The organism is Kitasatospora sp. Root107, from assembly GCF_001424875.1.
Classification (GTDB): Bacteria; Actinomycetota; Actinomycetes; order Streptomycetales; family Streptomycetaceae; genus Kitasatospora.
In genome coordinates this window covers 1-21,290 of record NZ_LMCT01000037.1, presented here as the reverse complement: position 1 = coordinate 21,290, position 21,290 = coordinate 1, and the positions used below count along the sequence as shown (strand labels likewise).

Below are 21,290 nucleotides of genomic sequence, written 5' to 3'. Positions count from 1 at the left end.
CAGGACCGGGCTGCTCGGCTTTGGCGCGCACAATACTGCCCCGTCCAGCTTCCATGCCGGTCCGGTGCGAGCTCAGGTGAGCGAGAATCAGGCGGAGGCTATGGTCGAACGGCTGATGGCGATTAACTGGGCCGACCAGAAGGCGGCTATGAGTTGCCTATATTCACGTGCTGCGCTCATGCGGGAATATTTCCGCAGATCTGCACTCTGGGCCGACCGATATCAGGCGGTGAAGGAGTGGCCATTCTTCGATATCGCCGCTTATGTGGACCCAGCGGTACGTGTCCCCGAAGCTCTGATGGACAGGTTCGAGGACTTCCTCAACCGTCATGTCGGCCTACCGGTTGCCTATGACATGTGTAAGGCGGCCGTCCAATGGAGTGCACTGCTCGAGCGATCCGAAGTGCCCAGACCACCGCTGGAAGACCCGTTCGAGCCGCTGATCCTGCTGTTCGAGCGCGGAGGCGGATTTGCGACTGAGAATCGGGCGGTGGACTTTTGGGTGACCATGGTCCGTTGGGGCAGTCTGGAATCTCGGTTGCAGGCCGAGCCGCCTGTCGTCCTTGATGCCGCGGCTCTGGATGCACTGGACGCGTCGGGGTCCTGAGCAGTCGAGGTAATGGCAATGCAGCGTATTGATATCAACGACGTGGCGATCGACATAGATGAGGAGGAGCGCCTCTTCTATGACGGGGGGCCGTTCACGGGCGAGGTCTTGGCCTGGCACGAGAACGGGCGGGTGGAGTCCCGCAAGCTGTACTCGGCATCGGGGAAGAAGCTTGCTTCCTACGCCTGGGACGAGGACGGCCGGCAAACCCGGGACTGGACCGCGTCTGTGAAGTGAGCCGAAGACCGGAGTTCAGGTTTTCGAGCTGGGCTATTGGCGCGACTGGACTCGGCTGCGCTGACGGGGAGAAGTTCAACGCGGCGCTGGCCCGTGGGCTGGAACTGCACCGGGAGTACTGGGCGGCGGACGAGGACCGGGTGGAGGACTCCAACGGGTTCGTCTCGCTGCCGTTGCTGGCGATCGCCTGCCTGGCGCACCACGATGCGGGGCTGCCGGTCGAGGTCGAGTCGGAGCACCTGCCGGAGCACCTGCTGCTGGGCAGTTGGGTCGGGGAGTATGACGCCTGACGTTACGGGAGTGGAACTGGCAGGATGACGCCGCGGCCGATCCGATGACGGTGCTGGAGGGCAAGTGGGGCCGGACGATGTGGCAGGGAGACGGTCGGAGAAGCTCGACCCGGTCGACCCGGTTGTGGTCGAGCGGCAGCGGGCGGTCTCGGCGTGGCTCCACGAGTTCTGCGCGAAGTACCGGGTCGAAGGCCCGGAGGATGCCACTCCGGAGCAGGAAGCCGAGTACGACCGTAGGGTGCGTGAGATCTACGACCGCTTCCGGAGCGCTGCAAGCTGGGTACGCGCGCGTCTCGCCTCCGACTGGTACGACGAGTTCTGTGCCAGGTACGGGGTGAGCATGCCGTGGCTGGCCACGGAGAAGCAGCAGCAGGAGTACGAGCGGCGACTGGACGAGATTGAGGCTGCCCACCCTGATTTTCCTAGGGCAGGGCCCCTCGTCGACGGTCGGGGTCCTGCTGGCTGGCCCACCGACCAGGTGGCAGTCCAGTTGGTCGCGGAGTGGGCGGGATCAGATGCTGCGGCTTTGAGTGCGCCGGGAATCGACCTGCGGGGAGGGGATTTTCGGGGTGCGGACCTCTCCGGGGCCTCTCTTGTCGGCGCGATGATGTCCCACGTCGGTTTGGCCGGTACGGAGTTCTACCGAGCGGATCTGGAAGGTGCGGATCTGGAGGGCTCGGACCTGACGGATGCCAGTCTGGTGAAGGCCAATATGGACGGTGCCGGGCTGCGTTCGGCGCGATTGGACCGAGCGGATCTAGCCGGCGCCTCGTTGTACGGCGTGGATGCGACCGGGGCGAGTTTCCGCGATGCGCAGATTCTCGGTGCCTCGCTGCTCGGGACGGATCTGAGAGGTGCCGATCTCTCGGGAGCAGTGCTTCGGGAGAACTCGTTCAAGGTCCAGGTGGATGAGAGCACCCTGGTCCGTGGGCTCTCGGGATCGGTATTCGGTCCGGTGACCCTGTGGAACGGGGCAGAGTCGTCGGAGCTCGGTGGTGAGGCGCTCGACAGGTGGATCGCCGAGCGTGGCGGCCAGGTGACGGTGCTTCAGCCCAGGACGCGGTAGCTGGCGGCAACGGAGCAGTGGGGATGTCTGGACCATTGACATGTCCGGGCGGCGGCAGCATTCTGAGAGCGCTCTCAGAGTGCGGCGTCACCACCGCCGCCGGGCTGTCGCCCCTCCTTCCGGCCCATTCGCCGGTTGTCCCGGCAGCTCGGTGGTACCCCACCACCTGGAGGAACGACCCCCATGGGCACGAGACGAGCACCCGCACACTGCATGATCGGCGCAGCCGCCCTGGCCGTCGCCGTGACGGCGGCGGCCGGGATCACCGTGGCGCTTCCTGCGGAGCGGGCGGAGGCGGCAGTACCGACCACCATCCCGCTCACGTTCACCAACAACTCGGGGCGCACCGAGCCGGTGTACATCTACAACCTCGGCACGTTGCTGAGCACGGGTCAGCAGGGCTGGGCCGACGCCTCCGGCACGTTCCACGCCTGGCCGGGCGGGGCGAACCCGCCCGTGCCCGCGCCCGATGCGTCGATCGCCGGGCCCGGCAACGGCGGGACCAGCACCATCCGGATGCCGAAGTTCTCCGGCCGGATCTACTTCTCGTACGGGCAGAAGCTGGTCTTCAAGCTCACCACCGGCGGCCTGGTCCAGCCGGCCGTGCAGAACCCGAGCGACCCGAACCGCAACATCCTCTTCAACTGGTCGGAGTACACGCTCAACGACTCCGGGCTGTGGATCAACAGCACCCAGGTCGACATGTTCTCCGTGCCGTACGCCGTCGGCGTGAAGGCGGCCAACGGCACCGTCACGAACACCGGACACCTCAAGCCCGGTGGCTACCAGGGCTTCTACAACGCGCTCAAGGGCCAGCCGGGCGGCTGGGCGAACCTGATCCAGACCAGGTCGGACGGCACCGTCCTGCGGGCGCTCGCACCAGGCCACGGCATCGAGTCCGGCGCACTGCCGGCCACCGCGATGAACGACTACGTGAACCGGGTGTGGAGCAAGTACGCCACCTCCACGCTGACCGTCACGCCGTTCGCCGACCAGCCCGGCACCAAGTACTTCGGGCGGGTCTCCGGTAACACGATGAACTTCACCAACAGCGCCGGGGCCGTCGTCACGAGCTTCCAGAAGCCCGACTCCGACAGCATCTTCGGCTGCTACAAGCTGCTGGACGCTCCCAACGACCTGGTCCGCGGCCCCATCTCGCGTACCCTGTGCGCCGGTTACAACCGCTCCACCCTGATCACCAACCCGAACCAGCCGGACACCAGCGCGGCCGGCTTCTACCAGGACACCGTCACCAACCACTACGCGCGGAAGATCCACGCGCAGATGGCCGACGGCAACGCGTACGCCTTCGCGTTCGACGACGTCGGCCACCACGAGTCGCTCGTCCACGACGGCAGCCCGCAGCAGGCGTACATGACGCTCGACCCGCTGAGCTGAGCTGAGCGGAGCCGACCCGTTGTCAGTGGTCCCGTCCGTCGCCTCAGGCGGGCGGGGCCGCCTCGGTCAGGAGTTCGCGCAGGACGGCTGCGTGGCTGTGCTCGAGGTCCTTGGAGGCGGTCAGCAGGATGACCGGGCCGGAGGACAACAGAGCACGCAGGGAGGACAGTTCGGCCTGGGCCTCGGGGGAGGAGAGCTCGGCGAGGTAGCGCGAGCGGAAGGTGGGGAAGTCGCCGCCGTCGTGGTACCAGCGGCGGAGCTCGGTGGAGGGCGTGAGTGGCTTCGGCCAGCCGTCCAGGGCGGCGGCCGCCTTGCTCAGGCCGCGTGGCCAGAGGCGGTCGACCAGGATGCGGGCGCCGTCCTCGGGGTGGTGCGGGTCGTAGATCCGGCCGAGGTGGAGGGTGGGCATGAAGGGGAGCGTAGGCGCCGGACCGGTCGGAGCGGCGGTGCCGCTCCGACCGACGGGGTGTCAGGACGCGGTGGCGGCGGCGCGTTCGGCGGCGCTGCGCTCGACGCAGAACTCGTTGCCCTCGATGTCGGCGAGGGTGACCCAGCCGGAGCCGTCGGGGCGGCGGCGGTCGGCGACCAGGGTGGCACCGATGGCCAGCAGGCGCTCGACCTCCTCGTCGCGGGTACGGTCGCTGGGCTGGATGTCGAAGTGCAGGCGGTTCTTCGCCGCCTTGCCCTCGGGGACCGCGACGAACAGCAGGTCGATGCGGTCGCCCACGATGAGGGCCTCGGGATCACCGGGCTTGTCGTCGTCGGCGAGCTTGCTGTCGAGGACCTCGGCCCAGAAGGAACCGAGCCGGTAGGTGTCGGCGCAGTCGATGGTCACATGGTGTACAAGAGAAGCCATGGCGGACACTATGACGCCCGGTCAGATGATCGTCCAGAGGATATGTGGTTGCCTCATGCCGCCAGGCGGCTCAGCGCCTGCATGGCTTCGCGCTCGATCCGCGAGAGGTCGCCGAGGACCGTACCGGCCTGTTCGAGACACGCCGCCTCGCCCGGTTCGCCGGCCTTCCCGACCAGTGCCGCCACTTCGGTCCACAGGATGGCCGCCTCGGTGTACAGCGCGTGGCCGGTGCGCAGGTGGCAGCTGTCGACCAGCTCCGTGCATTCGGCCAGGAAGTCGCGGTAGAGGTTGCGGAACAGGGCGCCACCGGTGCCGGCCCGCTCCATCAGGAGCGCGGCCTGCGGGAAGTCCCGCTGGGGGTCGTCGGTGCGCTGGAGCCAACTGCGTACCAGCCGACCGGCCTTCTCGATGCCCCGGTGGCCCAGGTTGCTGATGGGCGGGTCGAGGAAGGCGTCGGCGCAGGCGGCGATGGCGGGGATGATCCGGTCCGCCACGGCGGGCAGGTTCGGTGGAGTGGTGAGAGTGAAGGAGCGGTGCGGGGCGGTCATCGGGCCGCGTGCCGCCCTGGCCTGCGCCAGGGTGGTCAGGCTGGTGGCCACGGCGCCGCCTTGTTGGTCGGTGTCCACCAGGTGGGCGGTGTGCTCGTCGTAGCCGTACAGGGCGACCACATGGCCGCCGAAGTGCGCCTTCGACGAGAAGTAGTCGAGGTAGTGGCTGTCGAGTTGCAGCCCGACCGGGTGGCCGGCGTCGATGGCGGCCGTCACGTGCTCCCAGGCCCGCCGGGGCGAGGCGGTCTCCCGCACGAGGAGCTCCAGCCCGAGCCCGGCGGCCAGGTTTCTGGTGAGCTCGAAGGGCTTGACCCGCCCGCCGAGGAAGGGGAAGCCCATGTTCTTGCTGTCCCAGTAGATGAAGGACAGGCCGGAGCCGAGACCGAAGAGCATCGGCTCGGACAGGTCGAGTCCTCGGTGTCGCAGCAGCACCCCCAGCGCGGTCGTCTCGCAGTGCTGGGTGGCGCGGACGTCGACGTTCAGTACCGGGCTCATGCCGCGTCCTCCTCGACGGGAACGATCAGACGGGTCATCAGTTCCTCCTGCGGTGCTTCAGCCGGCCCGACGAGGTAGGCCTCACGTACGGGTGCCCGCGGGTGCAGCCCCCGCTCGTGGACGGCCGCGAAGAGGGCGTTGTAGGCCAGGGGCAGCTGGGCGTACGGCCCGATGTGCACCGTCTCGGCCACCGGCCCGCCGGGCAGCACCACGAACTCCGGACCGGGCGCAGCTCCGTCCCGCAGTGGCTGCGCCCCGACGGCGATCTCCAGCCGCTCGTTCAGATCCAGCGGGTACAGCCCCCACAGCGGCGGCTCCCAGCCGACTCCGGCCTCGCTGAGCACGGGCAGCAGCCGGCCCACGCACTCCCCGACCTTTGCCCCGACCTCATCGGGGCTGCAGACCGCCCGCAGCACGGCCAGCCGTCGCTCCGGCTCTCGGCCCATCGTCACCTCGTAGCCGGGCAGGCCACCCTCCGCCAGCCGCTCCAGCATTCCCAGCCGCGCCTGGTCCCGGGTGACGCGCTCGGCCAGCCGATCCCGTTCGGCGCGCAGGATCCGGGCCCGGGACTCGGGCTGGGCGGTCAGCGCCCGGCTGATCACGGCAAGTGGAAGATCCATCCCGCGCAGCAGGGCGATGGTGAGGGCATCGCGTGCCTGTTCGGGCGCGTAGTAGCGGTACCCCGAGTCGGCGTCCACACGGGCCGGCGTCAGTAGCCCCGTCTCGTCGTAGTGCCGTAGCTGCTTGACGCTCAGGCGGCACAGGCGGGCGAAGCGCCCGATGGTGAACAGTTCCTCTTGCACACCGTCATGGTGGACCCTCCCACGGGGGGAGAGTCCAGTGCCGGGCCGACCCCGCGAAGTGTCAACTCCCTGGCAGGGCGGGAGGTGCGGGGGCTTACAGGGTTCCTACCGCCGTGGCGGCTAGGGTCGGTGACCATGGGATTCGGTGGGGTGTGGCGTCGGTGGCGGCCCGGGCGCAGACGGTGGCTCGCGGGGGCGGCGGCCGGGGCCGTGCTGGTGGTCGGCGGGGCGGCGGTGGCGGCCGGTGGCGAGGAGCAGGTGGCGGTCCGGCAGGAGGAGCGCAGGCTCTCGATGCCGGAGGTGCCCGGTTCGGCCGGGCAGGTCAGCATCGACACCTCGTTCTTCACCACGGGCAGCACCCCGCGCCCGGCGGTGCTGCTCGCCCACGGTTTCGGCGGCAGCAAGGACGGCGAGCGGGACCAGGCGGAGCGGCTGGCCCGGCAGGGGTACGCGGTACTGACCTGGTCGGCCCGGGGTTTCGGGGCCTCGACCGGGAAGATCGGGCTGGACGCGCCGGACCGCGAGATCGCCGACGTGCAGCGGCTGGTGGACTGGCTGGCGCAGCGCCCCGAGGTGCAGCTGGACGCACCGGGCGACCCGCGGGTGGGCATCACCGGCGCTTCGTACGGTGGCGGGGCCGCGCTGCTCGGCGCCGCATACGACCCCCGGATCGACGCCGTGTCGAGCCAGATCACCTGGTGGAACCTGAACGAAGCGTTGTTCCCGCAGGCCGTGGGCGGCGCTGACGGGGTGTTCAAGAAGCTGTGGGCCGGAATCTTCTTCACCACAGGATCGGCCGGTGGCCTGACGGGAGGTCAGCCGAAGCAGCAGGACGGCCCGGTCGGCTGCGGCCGGTTCTCGGACGAGCTGTGTGCGATGTACGACCGGGTGGCGACCACCGGCCGGGCGGATGCCGAGGCGGTCGGGCTGCTGGACCGGTCCAGCCCGTCCTCGGTGGCGGCGCGGATCAAGGTGCCGACGCTGGTGGTGCAGGGCCAGCAGGACTCGCTCTTCCCGCTCGACCAAGGGGACAGGATCGCCAAGGCGGTGGCCGCCAACGGGGCACCGGTCGCGGTGGACTGGTTCGCCGGCGGGCACGACGGCGGGACCGAGACCAGCGAGCGGGTGGAGGGCCGGGTCGCCGCCTGGTTCGACCACTACCTGAAGAAGCAGGACAACGACACCGGCCCGGCCTTCCGGGTCACCCGGACCGGCGGCCTGGACTCGACCGGATTCGAGGCGGTGCTGCGCGGCGCGAGCGCCGACAGCTACCCGGGCCTGGGTGGCACGGCCACCCGGACGGTCGAGCTGACGGGCCGTGAGCAGAGCATCGCCAACCCGCCCGGCGGCGCCCCGCCGAACATCTCCGCCCTGCCCGGTGTCGGCGCGCTGAGCCAGCTCTCCTCGGTGGGCGCGGGCCTGGCGATCGACTTCCCGGGCCAGTTCGCGAGCTTCGACTCCGCCCCGCTCGACTCGACGCTGCACCTCACGGGTGCGCCCACCGTCACTGTCCGGGTGCAGGCGGACCGGCCGGACGCGGTGCTGTTCGCCAAGGTGTACGACCTCGACCCTGAGGGCAAGCAGACCCTGCCGCAGCAGCTGGCCGCGCCGCTGCGGGTGACGGGTGCGGCGGACGGGAAAACGGTCACCGTCCAACTGCCCGCCGTGGACCATGAGTTCGCGGTCGGACACCGGCTGAGGCTGGTGCTGGCCAGCAGCGACCTCGGGTACGCGTCGCCGGTCGAGCCGGCCACCTACAGGATCGCGCTCGCCGGGCCGCTGACCGTGCCGACGGTGGACGGGCTGCACACCGAGGCGGCGCCGCTGCCCGCCCGGGTCTGGGTGCTGCCGCTGCTGGCGGTGGCGGTGGCGGCCCTGCTGCTGGTCAGGTTCCGGCGGACGAAGGTGGCCAGGTACGACCCGGCGCTGGCCGAAGTGCCGCTCCGGATCAGCGGGTTGAGCAAGCGCTACCACGGCTCCGCCGACCGGTACGCGGTCCGTGAGCTGGGCTTCCGGGTGGAGCGCGGCCAGGTGCTCGGCCTGCTCGGGCCGAACGGTGCGGGCAAGACCACCACGCTGCGGATGCTGATGGGGCTGATCCAACCGGACGAGGGCGAGATCCGGCTGTTCGGCCACGCCGTCCGCCCGGGGGCGCCGGTGCTGTCCAGGGTCGGGGCCTTCGTGGAGGGCGCGGGCTTCCTGCCGCACCTGACCGGCCGGGCCAACCTGCGGCTGTACTGGCAGGCCACCGGCCGCCCGGCCGAGGACGCGCACTTCGAGGAGGCGCTGGCGATCGCCGATCTGGGCGAGGCGCTGGACCGCGCGGTGCGCACCTACTCGCAGGGCATGCGGCAGCGGCTGGCGATCGCCCAGGCGATGCTGGGCATGCCGGAGTTGCTGATCCTGGACGAGCCGACCAACGGCCTCGACCCGCCGCAGATCCGGGAGATGCGCGAGGTGATGATCCGTTACGCCGCCGCCGGGCGTACCGTGATCGTCTCCAGCCACCTGCTCTCCGAGGTGGAGCAGAGCTGCACCCACCTGGTGGTGATGGACCGGGGCCGGCTGGTCAGCTCCGGGCCCGTGGCCGAGATCATCGGCGGTGGCGAACTGCTGCTGGTGGCCACCCCGGCCACCGAGCTCGCGCAGAAGGTGGCCGAACTGCCGGGCGTGGGCGCGGCGGAGGCGGTCGAGCAGGGTCTGCTGGTACGACTGGACGGGATGACGGCGAGTGAACTGGTGGCGGAGCTCGTGAAGTTGGGCGTACCGGTGGAGGGCGTCGGGCCGCACCGCCGCCTGGAGGACGCGTTCCTGTCGCTGATCGGGGGTACGGCATGAGCACGGTGGTGGAACAGGCACCGGGCTACCGGGCCCGCCGTACGCTGCCGCTGCGGGTGGAGGCGGTGCGCCAACTGCGCCGCCGCCGCACCCTGGTGATGGGCGGGGTGCTGGCGGCGCTGCCCTTCATCGTGCTGGCGGCGTTCCAGCTCGGCGGCAACACCCCGGGCCGGGAGGGCCGGACCAGCTTCATCGAGCTGGCTACCTCCTCGGGCCTGAACTTCTCGGTCACCCTGCTGTTCATGGGTACCGGCTTCCTGCTGGTGATCCCGGTCGCGGTGTTCTGCGGCGACACGGTGGCCTCGGAGGCGGGCTGGTCCTCGCTGCGCTACCTGCTGGCCGCGCCGGTGCCCCGATCCCGGCTGCTGGCCCGGAAGTTGACGGTCGGGCTGGCCTTCTCGGCGGGTGCGGTGCTGCTGCTGCCGCTGGTCGGCCTGCTGGTCGGCACGGCCGCGTACGGCTGGGGCGACCTGCGGCTGCCGACCGGCGTGACCCTCCCGGCGGCCGAGGCACTGCCCCGGCTGGGGATCGCAGTGGCGTACGTCTTCCTGGCCGAACTGGTCATCGCCGCACTGGCGTTCTGGCTCTCCACGGTGACGGACGCACCGCTGGGCGCAGTCGGCGGGGCGGTCTTCCTGTCCATCATCACCGGCGTACTGGACGCGGTGACGGCACTCGGCGATCTGCGGCAGTGGCTGCCCGCGCACTGGCAGTACGCCTGGGCGGACGCCCTGCAGCCCCGGCTGGAGTGGGGCGGGATGCTGCAGGGCGTCACGCTCTCGGTCAGTTACGCGGTGGTGCTGGTGGCGCTGGCCTTCCGAGGCTTCGCCCGCAAGGACGTGGTCTCCTGACGGGCACACGCTTCGGAAGGTAGGGGCTCGGGGAACTGCGACGCCGACCTCGTACAAGGTGATCCGTGCGTGGGTGGCCAGGCACTTTCGCAGTGACCCGAACGCCAGATCTCCTCGCAGTTCCCCGAGCCCCTGGATAGTGCAACTGAGCGCCCTGCACAGGGTCAGCGCGGTGACCAGACCCGCTCGATCCGCTGGGTGCCCGTGCGGGTGCGGTAGCCCCGGGCCCACTTGCTGGTGGCGTCGCGGCGGGTGCGGTCGGAGAGGACGTAGTAGTCCATCTGGACCTGCTCGGGTGTGACGTCCAGGACGCCGTAGCCGTGCGAGTCCAGGTCGACCCACTTGATGTGCCGGTTGGCGCCCTCGATGGCGGCGGCGGCCAGTAGTGAGACGGTCTGCGGGGCCACCTTGAGGATGTCGTCGATGTTGTCCGAGGTCACCGAGGTGACCACGAACTCGGTCGCCGCGCTGCCCGAAGCCGGGTAGGTGGCGGCCTCGTTGGGCACGTCCGAGGCCCAGGCGGAGTGGATGTCGCCGGTCAGGAAGACGGTGTTGCGGATGCCGTGCGAGCTCAGGTGCCCGAGCAGTTCGCGGCGGTCGTGGGTGTAGCCGTCCCACTGGTCCGGGTTCACCGCCAGGCCCTCGGCGGGCAGGCCGAGCAGCTGGGCGAGCGGGCGGAGCAGGTAGCCGGGCAGCGAGAGGAAGGCCACCGGCGAGATCATCACCGAGTTGCCGACCAGCCGCCAGTTGGTGTCCGAGGCGGACAACCCGGCCTTCAGCCAGTCGAGTTGGGCCCGGCCGGTGATGGTGCGGTCGGCTGAGTCGACCTCGCCGGTGCCCGCCTTGGCCTGTGCACTGCGGAACGAGCGCAGGTCGAGCAGCGAGAGGTCGGCCAACTTGCCGTAGCGCAGCCGCCGGTAGGTGGTCCCGGCGATCGAGGGCCGGACCGGCATCCACTCGAAGTAGGCCTGCTTGGCCGCCGCGACCCGGTCCGCCCAGTCGCCCTCGGTGCCCGGCGTGTGGTTCTCCGCGCCGCCCGACCAGGCGTCGTTGGCCACCTCGTGGTCGTCCCAGATCGCGATCGTCGGGACGATGGCGTGCAGCGCCTGGAGGTCCGGATCGGTCTTGTAACGGCCGTGCCGGGTACGGTAGTCGGCCAGGTTCAGGATCTCGTGCAAGGGCGCGTGCGGACGCACCACGGTGCCCCGGGCGGCGAACTGGCCGGTGCCGTACTCGTAGATGTAGTCACCGAGGAAGAGGAACGCGTCCAGGTCGCCCCGGGCGGCCAGGTGCCGGTACGCGGAGAAGTAGCCCGCCTCCCAGTTGGCGCAGGAGGCAACGCCGAGCCGCAGCCGGCCCAGCGCCGCGTCGGTGGCCGGCGTGGTGGCGGTACGGCCGACGGGGGAGCTGACGCCCTCGGCGGTGAAGCGGTACCAGTACGTGGTCGCCGGCCGGAGACCACGGACGTCCACCTTGACGGTGTGGTCGGTGGCGGCGCTGGTGGTCACCGTGCCGGAGACCACCACGGTGGCGAAACCCCGGTCGGTCGCCACCTGCCAGCTCACCTGGGTGTCGGGGCCGTTGCCGGAGCCGGGGGTGGCGTCCGGTGCCGGGGTGAGCCGGGTCCAGAGCACCACCCCGTCGGGGAGCGGGTCGCCGGAGGCGACCCCGTGCAGGAACTCCGGCGCAGCGGCGGCGGTGGCCGGCGCGGCAGCGGCGAACGGGAGGGCGGCGGCACCGGCGGTCAGTGCGGCGGCCTGCAGGACCCGGCGGCGACGCGGCCGGGCGAGGGACAGGGCATCGGTGGGCTCAGTCACGTCCAGCAAGGCTACTGATCGGTAAGTAGTTGTCCATAGCGCGGACTGACTGTTCGTCGGCCCTTCACCCCGGCGTTGCGGACGCGGCCGGGGCCGGTGGGGCGATCGGGGTGGGTGATGATGGTCCGGTACCTCGAACAGCTGACCCGAAGGAACCAGACGTGGCCCAGATCGTCCTCTTCCACTCCGCGTACGGCCTGCGGCCGGCGGTGCACCAGGCCGCCGACCGGCTGCGCGCCGCCGGCCACCAGGTGCACACCCCGGACCTCTACGACGGCCGGGTCTTCGACGACATCGAGGCCGGGATGGCCTACAAGGAGGAGGTCGGCAGCGAGGAGCTGCTGCGCCGCGCGGTGACCGCGGTGGCGCCGCTGCTCACCGGCGACGCCCGCCTGGTCTACGCCGGGTTCTCACTCGGCGGCGCACTGGCGCAGAACCTCGCGCTGGCCGACGAGAAGGCGCTCGGGCTGCTGCTCCTGCACGGCACCTCCGACATCCGTGAGGATGCCGCCACCGGGATCCCGGTCCAGCTGCACGTGGCCGACCCCGACCCGTTCGAGTCGGAGGACTGGCTGAACGCCTGGTACCTCAACCTCAGCAGGGCGGGTGCCGACGTCGAGATCCACCGCTACCGGGGCGCCGGTCACCTGTACACCGACCCCGAGCTGCCCGACCACGACGCGGAGGCCGCCGAGCGGACCTGGATGGTCGCGCTGGACTTCCTGACCGAGATCTCGGAGGGCTGACGGCGTCAGGCCGGGGGGTGGAGAGGCGGCGTGCGCAACCGGCGGCGCCCCACACGTTCCTGCCGGAGCGTCAGCTGACGTTGTACGCTCGCACAAGCCCCCGGCCTCAGCTGGCGTGAGCATGGTGGCTTATAGTCTGACCGGCATTCCCGTCCTGGGCGCTGCCGGGTTCCGACCCGGCCGCTCAGGTATGCGGAGTGGGATCTCACCGGAGCGGGGCCGGCGGAGTCCCGTCGGTGTGGGCTGCCGTCGCCGAGTCCCGAACCCGCCGCACAGTGCGTCGATCAGTCGGGAGAAGCGAACATGAGCCCCTTCAGCAGTCGCAGGTGTCATGCCGTGGCAGTCGCGGTGGTGGGCACGCTGTTGTTGAGCGCCTGTGGTGCGGACGGTACGACGGTCGACAAGACCTCGCTGCACGACCGGCTGCCGCAGGCCGTCCGTACCGCCGGGGTGATCCGGGTGGGCGGCTCCTTCACCGCCGCGCCGGTGATCTTCAAGAACGCACAGGGCCAGCCGGACGGCCTGGACGTCGACCTCGCCGCCGCGATGGAGAAGGTGCTCGGGGTCCGGTTCGAGTTCGAGGACGCCGGGCCGTTCGCGAACGTACTGCCCGGGCTGTTCGAGAAGAAGTACGACATCGGGATGTCCGGGATCACCGACACCCGAGAGCGCCAGCTGGGTATAGACAAGAACGACAAGCAGATCAACGACGGCGTGGACTTCGTGGACTACTTCATGGCCGGTATCGGCATGGTGGTCAGCAAGGGGAACCCCAAGGGCGTCGCCGCCATCGACGACCTGTGCGGCCGGACCGTCGCGGTGAAGAAGGGCACCACCCACAACGACCTGGTGGCCAGGCAGCAGAAGGCGTGCGAGCACACCGCCAAGCCGCTCAAGATGCTGGAGACGGGCGCCGACGCGGAGGCGTTGGAGTTCGTCCGCACCGGGGCGGCCGAGGTCTACGTGACCGACTACCCGAAGGCTCAGCACAACGCCACCACCATCGGGGAGGGTAAGACGTACGACCTGGCAGGCTCGCAGATCCAGTCCCGCCCGTTCGGCATCGCCGTCCGCAAGAGTGACCGCGAGCTGCGTGACGTCCTGATGAAGGCGATGAACGCGCTGATCAGGAACGGCACGTACGACGAGCTGCTGGCGAAGCGTCAGCTGTCCGCCGGTGCGATCCAGAACTCGGTGGTGAACGGCAGCCAGTGAGCACGCTGCCCGGCTGACGGCGGCGGCCGGGCGCTCGTTGGAAAAGGGGGAGACCGGGCAGCCGGACAGGTTCGCACGGATCGGCGGGGGAGGACAGCCTTCGCACAGCGCCGGTGGGCGCACTGTGCGCGCTGCACAGTCCGGTCCGAGGTGGGTTGGTGGCGGGCAACGTATTACCGCCGGGTACTGGGCGGGTTCGGCGGGCCGGTGCTGTGATGTGCGCCGGTCCGGAGCCGCCGGACCGAAACCCCCACCCCACTGGAGGACTTCATGTCCATCCGCTCCCTGCTGCGCCGCTCCGGACGCGCCGCCGCGGTCGTCGCGGCCGGGCTGCTGGTCGTCGCCGGAACCACCGTCCCCGCCGGTGCGACCGACCAGTCCGCGATCACTGCCGCCCAGCAGCTCGCCGCCACCGCGCTGCCCGGCGCCAACGACTTCTCCTGCACGCCGAGTTCGGCCCACCCCCGGCCGATCGTGCTGGTGCACGGCACCTTCGTCACCGCCACGCTGAACTGGGTCGAGCTCGCCCCGCTGCTCAAGGCCAAGGGCTACTGCGTCTTCGCCCCCACCTACGGCCGGATGCCGAGCGTGCCGCTGCTGGCCGCGATCGCCCCCGCCGCCGAGTCGGCCGAGCAGCTCCGGGTCTTCGTGGACGGTGTGCTCGCCGCCACCGGGGCCGCCGAGGTCGACATGGTCGGCCACTCGCAGGGCGGCCTGATGCCGCGGTACTACCTGAAGAACCTGGGCGGCGCCGCCAAGGTGGGCCGGTTCGTGGCGATCTCGCCGACCAGCCACGGCACCACGCTGTCCGGCCTGGCCACCCTGCTCCAGGACATCCCGGGTGCCCCCGATGCGCTGCTGGAGAGCTGGTGCCCGGCCTGCCTGGACCAGACGGTCGGATCGGCCTTCCTGGCCGCGACCAACGCCGGCGGCGACACGGTGCCCGGCGTCGAGTACACGGTGCTCGCGACCCGGTACGACTTCGTCGCCACCCCGGTCAACTCCCAGTTCCTGAGCGGTCCGAACGTGCGCAACGTGCTGATCCAGGACCTCTGCTGGTCCGACCTCTCACAGCACGCCACCATGCAGGTCAACCCGGAGACGCTGCACGAGGTGACCAACGTGCTCGACCCCGCGCACGCCGCCCGCACCGGCTGCCGTCTGGTCCCCTGACCCACCGCTCGTGCATGTCGAAAAGCACGGCCCGGCCGGTGCGTCGGTACCGGCCGGGCACGCACCGGAGGAGAACCCCTTGAGTCCCCCCACACCCCCGACCGGCACGCTCCGGATCGACCGCCTCCAGGTCACCTACGGCCGCGCCGTGCAGGCGCTGCGCGGCGTCTCGCTGGAGGTCCCGGCCGGAGAGATCACCGCCGTGCTGGGCTCCAACGGCGCAGGGAAGAGCACCCTGTTGCGGGCCCTGTCCGGCACCCTGGCCCTGCACCGGGGCGTGCTGGACAGCGGCGGCGTCACCCTGGACGGTGTCCCGCTGACCGGCGACCCGGCGAAGGCGGTGGCCGCCGGAGTGGTCCAAGTGCCGGAAGGACGGCGGGTGTTCGCCGATCTGACGGTGGAGGAGAACCTGCGCGCGGGTGGCCTTGGGCTCGGCCGGCGCAGCGCCGCCGGGCGGCGAGCCGCCCAGGAGCGGGTCTTCGCGCTGCTGCCGGTGCTGGCCGAACGCCGCCGCCAGGCCGCCGGGTTGATGTCCGGGGGTGAGCAGCAGATGCTCGCGCTCGGGCGGGCCCTGATGGCCGAACCCAGGGTGCTGCTGCTGGACGAGCCCTCGCTCGGGCTGGCCCCGATGATGGTGGAACGGATCGCCGGGATCGTGCAGCGGATCAACGCCGCCGGTACCACCGTCCTGCTGGTGGAGCAGAATGCGGCGGTCGCGCTGCGGATCGCCCACCGGGCCTCGGTGTTGGAGAACGGACTGGTCCGACTGACCGGCAGCGCTGAGGAGTTGGCGGGCAACGACGAGATCCGCCGGCTCTACCTGGGGGCGGGCGAGAGCGGTCCCGAACTGGTCGGACCGCACCGGGCGAAGCTCGGCAGGTGGGTCGGATGACCGCCGCCGCAGCGGAGTTGAGAGTCGATGGCGTCACCGTCCGGTTCGCCGGGCTGACCGCGCTGGACGAGGTCTCGTTCACCGTCGCCCCGGGTTCGATCCACGCGCTGATCGGCCCGAACGGGGCAGGCAAGTCCACCTGCTTCAATGTGCTCTCCGGCGTCTACCGGGCGACCGAGGGGTCGGTGCACTACGACGGCCGGGAGCTGACCGGGCTGGCGCCGCACCGGATCGCCGGGATCGGCGTCGCGCGGACCTTCCAGAACATCGTGCTCACCGCCGGCACGGTCGCCGACAACCTGATGCTCGGTCGGCACGGCCTGACCACGGCCGGATTCGCCAGTACCGCGCTGCGGCTGCCGAAGGCCGTCCGGGAGCAGCGTCGCCATCGCGAACGAGCCTACGAGATAGCCGACTTCCTCGGTATCGCCGCGCACTTCGAGCAGCCGGTCGGGCCGCTGTCGTACGGCGACCGCAAGCGGGTGGAGATCGCCCGGGCGCTGTGCATGGAGCCCCGGTTGCTGCTGCTGGACGAGCCGGTGGCCGGGATGAACCCGACCGAGCGGCTGGCGATGGCCGCGACCATCGCGGCCGTCCGGGCCGAGCTGGGGATCTCGATCCTGATCGTCGAGCACGACATGGGGATGGTGATGCGGCTCGCGGACGCGGTCACCGTCCTGGACTTCGGCCGCCGGATCGCCGACGGCACACCCGAGAGCGTGCAGCGCGACCCTGCCGTGATCGCGGCCTATCTCGGGCAGCAGCAGGAGCAGCAGAAGGAGGAGAGCGCGTGACCAAGTTCGCCGAAACAGTCCTCAACGGCCTGGCCCTCGGCTCCGTGTACGCGTTGATCGCGCTCGGCTTCGTGGTGATCTTCAAGGCCTCCGGGGTGATGAACTTCGCCCACGGCTCGATCCTGCTGCTCGGCGGCTGGACGGTCACCGCCACCCACCAGGCGGTCGGCTTCCCGCTCGCGGTGTTGTGCGGCGCGCTGGCTGCGGGAGCGGCGGCCGGGCTGCTGCACGCACTGGCCGCGCGCGGCCTGCGCGGTGCGGAGGCACCCGTGCTGACCATCCTCACCATCGGCGTCGACCTGCTGCTGGTGACCGCGCTGAACGCGCGGATCGGGCCCGACTTCCTGAGCACCGGCGACCCCTGGGGCGACGCGGTGGCCAGATTCGGGGGAGTGGCCGTCACCCAGTCCCGGCTGGCCGGGATCGTGGTCTCGGTGCTGCTGATCGGCGGCGTCTTCGCGCTGTTCCGCTGGTCGCGCTGGGGCCTGTCGATGCGGGCGGCCGCCGCCGACCAGGAGGCCGCCGCCCTGATGGGCATCCGGCTGCACCGGGTCAGGCTCGCCGCCTGGTGCCTGGCCGGGGCACTGGCCGCGGTGGCGGCGGTCTTCCTGGCCGCCTTCCCGGCGCCCGGGCTGGACCGGACGACCGGTCAGATCGCGCTGGCCGCCTTCCCGGCCGCCATCCTCGGCGGCATGGACTCCGCCGTCGGCGCGCTCGCGGGCAGCCTGGTGATCGGCCTGAGCAGTGCGCTGGCGGCCGGCTACCAGGAGCAACTGAGCGGACTGGGCACGGGGTTGGCGGACGTCGCGCCGTACCTGGTGATGGTGCTGGTGCTGCTGGTCCGGCCGAACGGGCTGTTCGGATCGAAGGAGTTGTCCCGTGTCTGAGATCTCCAAGCGGGCCGTGGCAGGGGTGGGCGTACTGGTGCTGCTGGCGCTGCCGTTCTACGCGACCGGCTTCTGGCTGCAGAGCGGACTGTTCGCGATGGCCGCCGTGATCGGCGCGATCGGGCTGAGCCTGCTCACCGGCACCACCGGCCAACTCTCGCTCGGCCACGCCTTCTTCCTGGCCGTCGGCGCGTACGGCTACGTCTGGCTGTCGGGGCCCGCCGGCGCTGCGGACGGGCTGACCGGACTCGGGCTGCCACCTCTGCTCGCCTTCGGGCTGGCCGTCGCGCTGACCGGTCTGGCGGGCGGGCTGCTCAGCCCGATCGCCGGCCGGCTGCGCGGTATGTACCTCGGGGTGGCGACCCTGGCGCTGGTCTTCATCGGCCAGCACGTGATGCTCAACGCCCATACCGTGACCGGGGGTTACAACGGTCGCTCGGTGCCGCCGATGGACCTGTTCGGCTTTGCGCTGGCGGACGCCTCACCGCAGGGGCTGCTGGTGCTCGGGGTGCCGTTCGGCGGCCTCGAACGGCTCTGGTACTTCGGCCTGGCGCTGGTGGCCCTGGCACTGCTGACGGCCCGTAACCTGCTGCGCGGCCGCCCGGGCCGGGCGCTCGGCGCGGTCCGGGACAGCGAGGTCGCGGCAGCCGTGATGGGCGTCCCGGTGGCCCGCTACCGGTCAGCCGCCTTCGTGGTCTCCTGCCTGTACGCCGGTGCGGGCGGGGCACTGCTCGCGCTGGTGTTCCGGCGGGTGGTGCCGGAGACCTTCGGTCTGGTGCTCTCGATCGACTACCTGGCCATGATCGTGATCGGCGGACTCGGCTCGGTCGGCGGCGCAGCGGCCGCCGCCGTACTGGTCACCCTGCTGCCCCAGGTGCTCACCGGCTACGCCGACGACCTGCCGCTGCTCGCCCGGGCCGGCTCGGGCGCGGCCGGTCCCACCCCCGGCGAGGCGGCCCGCTACCTGTACGGCGCCGCCATCGTGCTCGTCCTCACCCTCGCCCCGCAGGGGCTCGCCGGGCTGACCCGGCGCCGCCCCCGCAAGACCCTTCAGGAGCACACCCCGTGAGAACCACCACCCGCCTCGCCGCCGCCGTCGCGGTGCTCGCCCTGACCGCCACCGCCTGCTCCACCAAGGGCAGTTCGGCCGACGGCGCCGTCGGGAAGGACGGCGTGAAGACCGGCCCCGGCGTCACCGACAGCACCATCACGATGGCCGCCCTGACCGACCTGACAGGACCGTACGCCTCGCTCGGCAAGAGCATCGTGAACGCCCAGCAGCTCTGGGTCGACCAGACCAACGCCACCGGCGGCATCTGCGGCCGCAAGCTCAGGATCGTGGTGAAGGACCACGGTTACGACGTGCAGAAGGCGGTCACCGCCTTCACCGAGGTCGAGCCGGACGCGGCGTTGCTCACCCAGGTGATCGGCTCACCGGTGGTCGCGGCCATCAAGCAGGACCTGAACGGCAAGCACCTGTTGGCGCTGCCGATGGCCTGGGCCTCCACCATGCTCGGTCAGCCCTACATCCAGGTGGTCGGCTCCACCTACGACGTCGACATGATCACCGGAGTCGACTTCCTCACCCGCAAGGCCGGGCTGGTGGCGGGCGACCGGATCGGGCACGTGTACTTCGAGGGCGAGTACGGGGAGAACGCGCTGGCGGGCTCCAAGTCGGCAGCGACGAAGGGTGGGTTGACGCTGGTCGAGCAGAAGATCAAGCCGACCGACCAGGACCTGACGGCGCAGGTCTCGGCGCTCCGGGAGGCCGGGGTCAAGGCGGTGCTGATCAGTGCCGGGCCGAAGCAGACGGCGGCGCTGGTGGGTGCGGCGGCCGGGCAGGGGCTGGCGGTTCCGGTGCTCAGCAGCGCGCCGGGCTTCGCGCCGCAGCTGCTCGACACGGCCGTCGGAGCAGCGCTGGAGCGGCAGTTGTACGTGGTCAGCGCGATCTCGCCGGTCAGCGCGGAGGTGTCCGCGATGCGGCAGCTGGTGCAGGACTACCAGGCCAAGTACCCCGGTGCGCCGGTCGACAGCGGGGTGGCGAGCGGGTGGTCGGCGGCGCAGGTGGCGGCGGAGGCGCTCAGTGCCGCGTGCGCGGCGAAGGACCTGACCCGGGAGGGCATCGCGGCTGCGCACCGGAAGACCACGGCGCTGAACATCCTGGGCGTACCGATGAACTTCTCCGACGTCGCCAAGGCACCCACCCGGCAGGCGTACATCCTCAAGCCGGCCAAGGGGGTTACCGGGGGTCTCGCTACGGTCGAAGGCGCGCACGAGGTCAAGGGCTGAGGGGCTCAGTCATCTACGGTCCAGGGGCTCGGGGAACTTCAGTTCAGCAGAATGGCGTCGTTGTACAACCGGGCCCCTGCCGCCTCATGGGCGGCGATGGTCAGAGGAGCGAGGCCACGTAGGCGGCCGGTTGAGCCCCGGACCTCACCGACGACCCAGGTAGTGAACCTGTCGTTGGCCAGGCACCGGACAGACTCCCGGATCACCTCGCTGTACGCCTCAGTGAACGCGTCCCAGGACATGTTGGACAGGTCCGCCGGGTCCTGCGAGTACCGCTCCAGGGAGTGGTACGGCGGGCAGGTGAACACGTAGTCCGCGCTGCCATCCGGCACACCGGCCAGGGCATCCCGGGCGTCACCAACTACCCAGTGGGGATGGGCGGTGAGGAGCTGCCGGGCGTGCCAGTCGTCGGCGAGGTCCCGGTTCACGGCCACCTGGCCGGGGTTCAGGTCAACCCCGGTGTACCGGTAGCCGCCGTTCCCGGCGACGAGGCCACGGACGGCACCACCGGCGAACGGGTCGAGGATGCGTCCGGCGGGCGGGCAGAACCAGTGGTACGACGCCTCGGCCAGGACCGGGTCGAACGTGGACGGTGCGGCCGTGAAGCCCTTCCCGCCGAAGTTGTCGCCGAGACCGTGTGTGTCCAGCTGCTCCCGGCCCTCGGTGCCGCCGACCCCCAGTTCCCGCCACATGCGGCGCCGGTTGGTCCACGGGCCCATGTCGCTGCGGAGGACGCTGAACGGGGTGATCCCCGGTGCGGGGCCGTAGCGGTCAGTGGGCATGGTGCGGGTTGTCATCGGCCTCCTCGGGTAGGAAATTGGTGTCCGCCCTCGGCCCGACCTCGGATGGCCGACGCCCCTCCGCCAGGCAGGGCGGTCTCGACAGACTGCACAACCCGGGATAGAGACTGTGTCAACGGTGGTCTGTTCCACCGGAGTTCAATCCATTCAAGGGGGATACATGGCAAGTTCTGATGGCCTGACAGTCGGCCTCGTGGTGCTAGTGATCGTGGCTGCGCTGCTGTACTTCGTGCCCACGGTCATTGCGTTGGTGCGGGGTGTCCCGAACCGAGGGTCGGTGGTTGTGATCAACGTCTTCCTCGGGTGGACATTGATCGGCTGGGTCGTCGCCTTGGCTATGGCAGTTCGTAGCGGAGCGCCAGGTTCCGGCGCGTAGCCGGTGCCCGCCCCCGGATTTGAACCGGGAACCTCCGCGTCCTGAACGCGGCGCCTCTGCCAGTTGGGTCAGGCGGGCGGGGGTCCGAGCCGGCGGCGGGGACCAGGGGTTCCAGTGGGAGTCGAACCCGCGCTACCCCCAGCCGGGGGCGGCCTGTAGCTGGGTGCTCCGCCGTGTAGGTTCCGCCGCAGTGAGCCTTTTCAGCTGTAGACCGTGAGGGTGAGGGTGAGGATCGCTGCGACGGCTGACGTGAGCCAGTTCGGGCTGCGGCGGGCGTGGCGGAGGATCCGCGGCGGGCGTGGCGGAGGATCC

General features: G+C 70.7%; 22 protein-coding genes and 1 tRNA gene. 16 read left to right on the top strand and 7 right to left on the bottom strand.

Annotated features, from left to right (window positions below; all coding sequences use genetic code 11):
* Window positions 1-76 precede the first annotated feature (76 nt).
* From ASC99_RS27135 to ASC99_RS27115, 5 genes are all read left to right on the top strand, one after another.
* On the top strand, window positions 77-607 hold the full coding sequence (locus tag ASC99_RS27135) for a hypothetical protein (RefSeq protein WP_057236862.1): 531 nt from the start codon (window positions 77-79) through the stop codon (window positions 605-607).
* A gap of 18 nt (window positions 608-625) precedes the next feature.
* The gene (locus ASC99_RS41205) at window positions 626-844 is read left to right on the top strand and encodes a hypothetical protein (RefSeq protein ID WP_057236860.1); all 219 of its coding nucleotides are present in this window, start codon (window positions 626-628) and stop codon (window positions 842-844) included.
* On the top strand, window positions 841-1,134 hold the full coding sequence (locus ASC99_RS27125) for an immunity 49 family protein (protein WP_057236858.1): 294 nt from the start codon (window positions 841-843) through the stop codon (window positions 1,132-1,134). Before ASC99_RS41205 ends, ASC99_RS27125 begins: the two co-directional genes overlap by 4 nt.
* Before the next feature lie 64 nt (window positions 1,135-1,198).
* A complete protein-coding gene (locus tag ASC99_RS27120; protein ID WP_157531773.1) occupies window positions 1,199-2,200 on the top strand; it encodes a pentapeptide repeat-containing protein in 1,002 nt (333 codons plus the stop codon).
* A gap of 183 nt (window positions 2,201-2,383) precedes the next feature.
* A complete protein-coding gene (locus ASC99_RS27115) occupies window positions 2,384-3,598 on the top strand; it encodes a glycoside hydrolase family 64 protein (protein WP_057236856.1) in 1,215 nt (404 codons plus the stop codon).
* Window positions 3,599-3,641: 43 nt separating this feature from the next.
* Here ASC99_RS27115 and ASC99_RS27110 read toward each other — a convergent pair whose 3' ends face one another.
* The 4 genes from ASC99_RS27110 to ASC99_RS27095 are packed head-to-tail and all read right to left on the bottom strand — an operon-like array spanning window position 3,642 to window position 6,300.
* Window positions 3,642-4,007, bottom strand: a complete 366-nt coding sequence (locus ASC99_RS27110; protein ID WP_057236854.1) for a DUF488 domain-containing protein — start codon at window positions 4,005-4,007, stop codon at window positions 3,642-3,644.
* A gap of 60 nt (window positions 4,008-4,067) precedes the next feature.
* Window positions 4,068-4,454, bottom strand: a complete 387-nt coding sequence (locus tag ASC99_RS27105; protein ID WP_057236852.1) for a VOC family protein — start codon at window positions 4,452-4,454, stop codon at window positions 4,068-4,070.
* A gap of 53 nt (window positions 4,455-4,507) precedes the next feature.
* On the bottom strand, window positions 4,508-5,497 hold the full coding sequence (locus tag ASC99_RS27100) for a BtrH N-terminal domain-containing protein (protein ID WP_057236850.1): 990 nt from the start codon (window positions 5,495-5,497) through the stop codon (window positions 4,508-4,510).
* A complete protein-coding gene (locus ASC99_RS27095; protein ID WP_057236848.1) occupies window positions 5,494-6,300 on the bottom strand; it encodes a MerR family transcriptional regulator in 807 nt (268 codons plus the stop codon). The genes ASC99_RS27100 and ASC99_RS27095 overlap by 4 nt, the downstream gene beginning before the upstream one ends.
* A 135-nt stretch (window positions 6,301-6,435) precedes the next feature.
* Between ASC99_RS27095 and ASC99_RS27090 the strand changes: the two genes are divergently transcribed.
* Window positions 6,436-9,138: an alpha/beta fold hydrolase gene (locus tag ASC99_RS27090; RefSeq protein WP_057236846.1), complete on the top strand. Its 2,703-nt coding sequence runs from the start codon at window positions 6,436-6,438 to the stop codon at window positions 9,136-9,138.
* Complete coding sequence (locus tag ASC99_RS27085) at window positions 9,135-9,989, top strand: ABC transporter permease (RefSeq protein WP_057236844.1); 855 nt, start codon at window positions 9,135-9,137, stop codon at window positions 9,987-9,989. The genes ASC99_RS27090 and ASC99_RS27085 overlap by 4 nt, the downstream gene beginning before the upstream one ends.
* A 164-nt stretch (window positions 9,990-10,153) precedes the next feature.
* Here the strand turns inward: ASC99_RS27085 and ASC99_RS27080 are convergent, their stop codons facing one another.
* Window positions 10,154-11,806, bottom strand: a complete 1,653-nt coding sequence (locus tag ASC99_RS27080; RefSeq protein ID WP_057236875.1) for an alkaline phosphatase — start codon at window positions 11,804-11,806, stop codon at window positions 10,154-10,156.
* 110 nt (window positions 11,807-11,916) lie between these two features.
* On the opposite strand from ASC99_RS27080, the gene ASC99_RS27075 reads away from it, so the two are divergent.
* The 8 genes from ASC99_RS27075 (at window position 11,917) to ASC99_RS27040 (ending at window position 19,802) form a co-directional block, all read left to right on the top strand.
* A complete protein-coding gene (locus ASC99_RS27075) occupies window positions 11,917-12,552 on the top strand; it encodes a dienelactone hydrolase family protein (protein WP_082598669.1) in 636 nt (211 codons plus the stop codon).
* Window positions 12,553-12,888: 336 nt separating this feature from the next.
* On the top strand, window positions 12,889-13,767 hold the full coding sequence (locus ASC99_RS27070; protein WP_057236840.1) for a transporter substrate-binding domain-containing protein: 879 nt from the start codon (window positions 12,889-12,891) through the stop codon (window positions 13,765-13,767).
* A gap of 270 nt (window positions 13,768-14,037) precedes the next feature.
* Window positions 14,038-14,940 carry a triacylglycerol lipase gene (locus ASC99_RS27065; RefSeq protein ID WP_057236838.1) on the top strand — a complete coding sequence of 301 codons (903 nt, stop codon included), beginning with the start codon at window positions 14,038-14,040 and terminating at the stop codon, window positions 14,938-14,940.
* A 79-nt stretch (window positions 14,941-15,019) separates the two neighbouring features.
* Window positions 15,020-15,832 (top strand): ABC transporter ATP-binding protein, encoded by an 813-nt coding sequence (locus ASC99_RS27060; RefSeq protein WP_057236836.1) that lies wholly within the window; start codon window positions 15,020-15,022, stop codon window positions 15,830-15,832.
* Window positions 15,829-16,626 carry an ABC transporter ATP-binding protein gene (locus ASC99_RS27055; protein ID WP_057236834.1) on the top strand — a complete coding sequence of 266 codons (798 nt, stop codon included), beginning with the start codon at window positions 15,829-15,831 and terminating at the stop codon, window positions 16,624-16,626. Before ASC99_RS27060 ends, ASC99_RS27055 begins: the two co-directional genes overlap by 4 nt.
* On the top strand, window positions 16,623-17,513 hold the full coding sequence (locus ASC99_RS27050) for a branched-chain amino acid ABC transporter permease (protein WP_057236833.1): 891 nt from the start codon (window positions 16,623-16,625) through the stop codon (window positions 17,511-17,513). Before ASC99_RS27055 ends, ASC99_RS27050 begins: the two co-directional genes overlap by 4 nt.
* Entirely contained in the window at window positions 17,506-18,582 is a 1,077-nt protein-coding gene (locus ASC99_RS27045) for a branched-chain amino acid ABC transporter permease (RefSeq protein ID WP_235583150.1), read from the top strand. The genes ASC99_RS27050 and ASC99_RS27045 overlap by 8 nt, the downstream gene beginning before the upstream one ends.
* Entirely contained in the window at window positions 18,579-19,802 is a 1,224-nt protein-coding gene (locus ASC99_RS27040) for an ABC transporter substrate-binding protein (RefSeq protein WP_057236831.1), read from the top strand. Before ASC99_RS27045 ends, ASC99_RS27040 begins: the two co-directional genes overlap by 4 nt.
* A 38-nt stretch (window positions 19,803-19,840) precedes the next feature.
* Here ASC99_RS27040 and ASC99_RS27035 read toward each other — a convergent pair whose 3' ends face one another.
* A complete protein-coding gene (locus ASC99_RS27035) occupies window positions 19,841-20,599 on the bottom strand; it encodes a class I SAM-dependent methyltransferase (protein WP_057236829.1) in 759 nt (252 codons plus the stop codon).
* 163 nt (window positions 20,600-20,762) lie between these two features.
* Between ASC99_RS27035 and ASC99_RS27030 the strand changes: the two genes are divergently transcribed.
* Window positions 20,763-20,978: a superinfection immunity protein gene (locus ASC99_RS27030; RefSeq protein WP_057236827.1), complete on the top strand. Its 216-nt coding sequence runs from the start codon at window positions 20,763-20,765 to the stop codon at window positions 20,976-20,978.
* A gap of 4 nt (window positions 20,979-20,982) precedes the next feature.
* Here ASC99_RS27030 and ASC99_RS27025 read toward each other — a convergent pair.
* Window positions 20,983-21,056 (bottom strand) — tRNA-Leu (locus tag ASC99_RS27025).
* Between the last annotated feature and the right edge of the window lie 234 nt (window positions 21,057-21,290).

Excerpts from the sequence above, each read along its gene's own strand:
- ASC99_RS41205 (WP_057236860.1), top strand. The coding sequence starts at position 626 with ATGCAGCGTATTGATATCAACGACGTGGCGATCGACATAGATGAGGAG.
- ASC99_RS27115 (WP_057236856.1), top strand. The coding sequence starts at position 2,384 with ATGGGCACGAGACGAGCACCCGCACACTGCATGATCGGCGCAGCCGCC.
- ASC99_RS27110 (WP_057236854.1), bottom strand. The coding sequence starts at position 4,007 with ATGCCCACCCTCCACCTCGGCCGGATCTACGACCCGCACCACCCCGAG.
- ASC99_RS27105 (WP_057236852.1), bottom strand. The coding sequence starts at position 4,454 with ATGGCTTCTCTTGTACACCATGTGACCATCGACTGCGCCGACACCTAC.
- ASC99_RS27100 (WP_057236850.1), bottom strand. The coding sequence starts at position 5,497 with ATGAGCCCGGTACTGAACGTCGACGTCCGCGCCACCCAGCACTGCGAG.
- ASC99_RS27090 (WP_057236846.1), top strand. The coding sequence starts at position 6,436 with ATGGGATTCGGTGGGGTGTGGCGTCGGTGGCGGCCCGGGCGCAGACGG.
- ASC99_RS27085 (WP_057236844.1), top strand. The coding sequence starts at position 9,135 with ATGAGCACGGTGGTGGAACAGGCACCGGGCTACCGGGCCCGCCGTACG.
- ASC99_RS27065 (WP_057236838.1), top strand. The coding sequence starts at position 14,038 with ATGTCCATCCGCTCCCTGCTGCGCCGCTCCGGACGCGCCGCCGCGGTC.
- ASC99_RS27055 (WP_057236834.1), top strand. The coding sequence starts at position 15,829 with ATGACCGCCGCCGCAGCGGAGTTGAGAGTCGATGGCGTCACCGTCCGG.
- ASC99_RS27035 (WP_057236829.1), bottom strand. The coding sequence starts at position 20,599 with ATGACAACCCGCACCATGCCCACTGACCGCTACGGCCCCGCACCGGGG.
- ASC99_RS27030 (WP_057236827.1), top strand. The coding sequence starts at position 20,763 with ATGGCAAGTTCTGATGGCCTGACAGTCGGCCTCGTGGTGCTAGTGATC.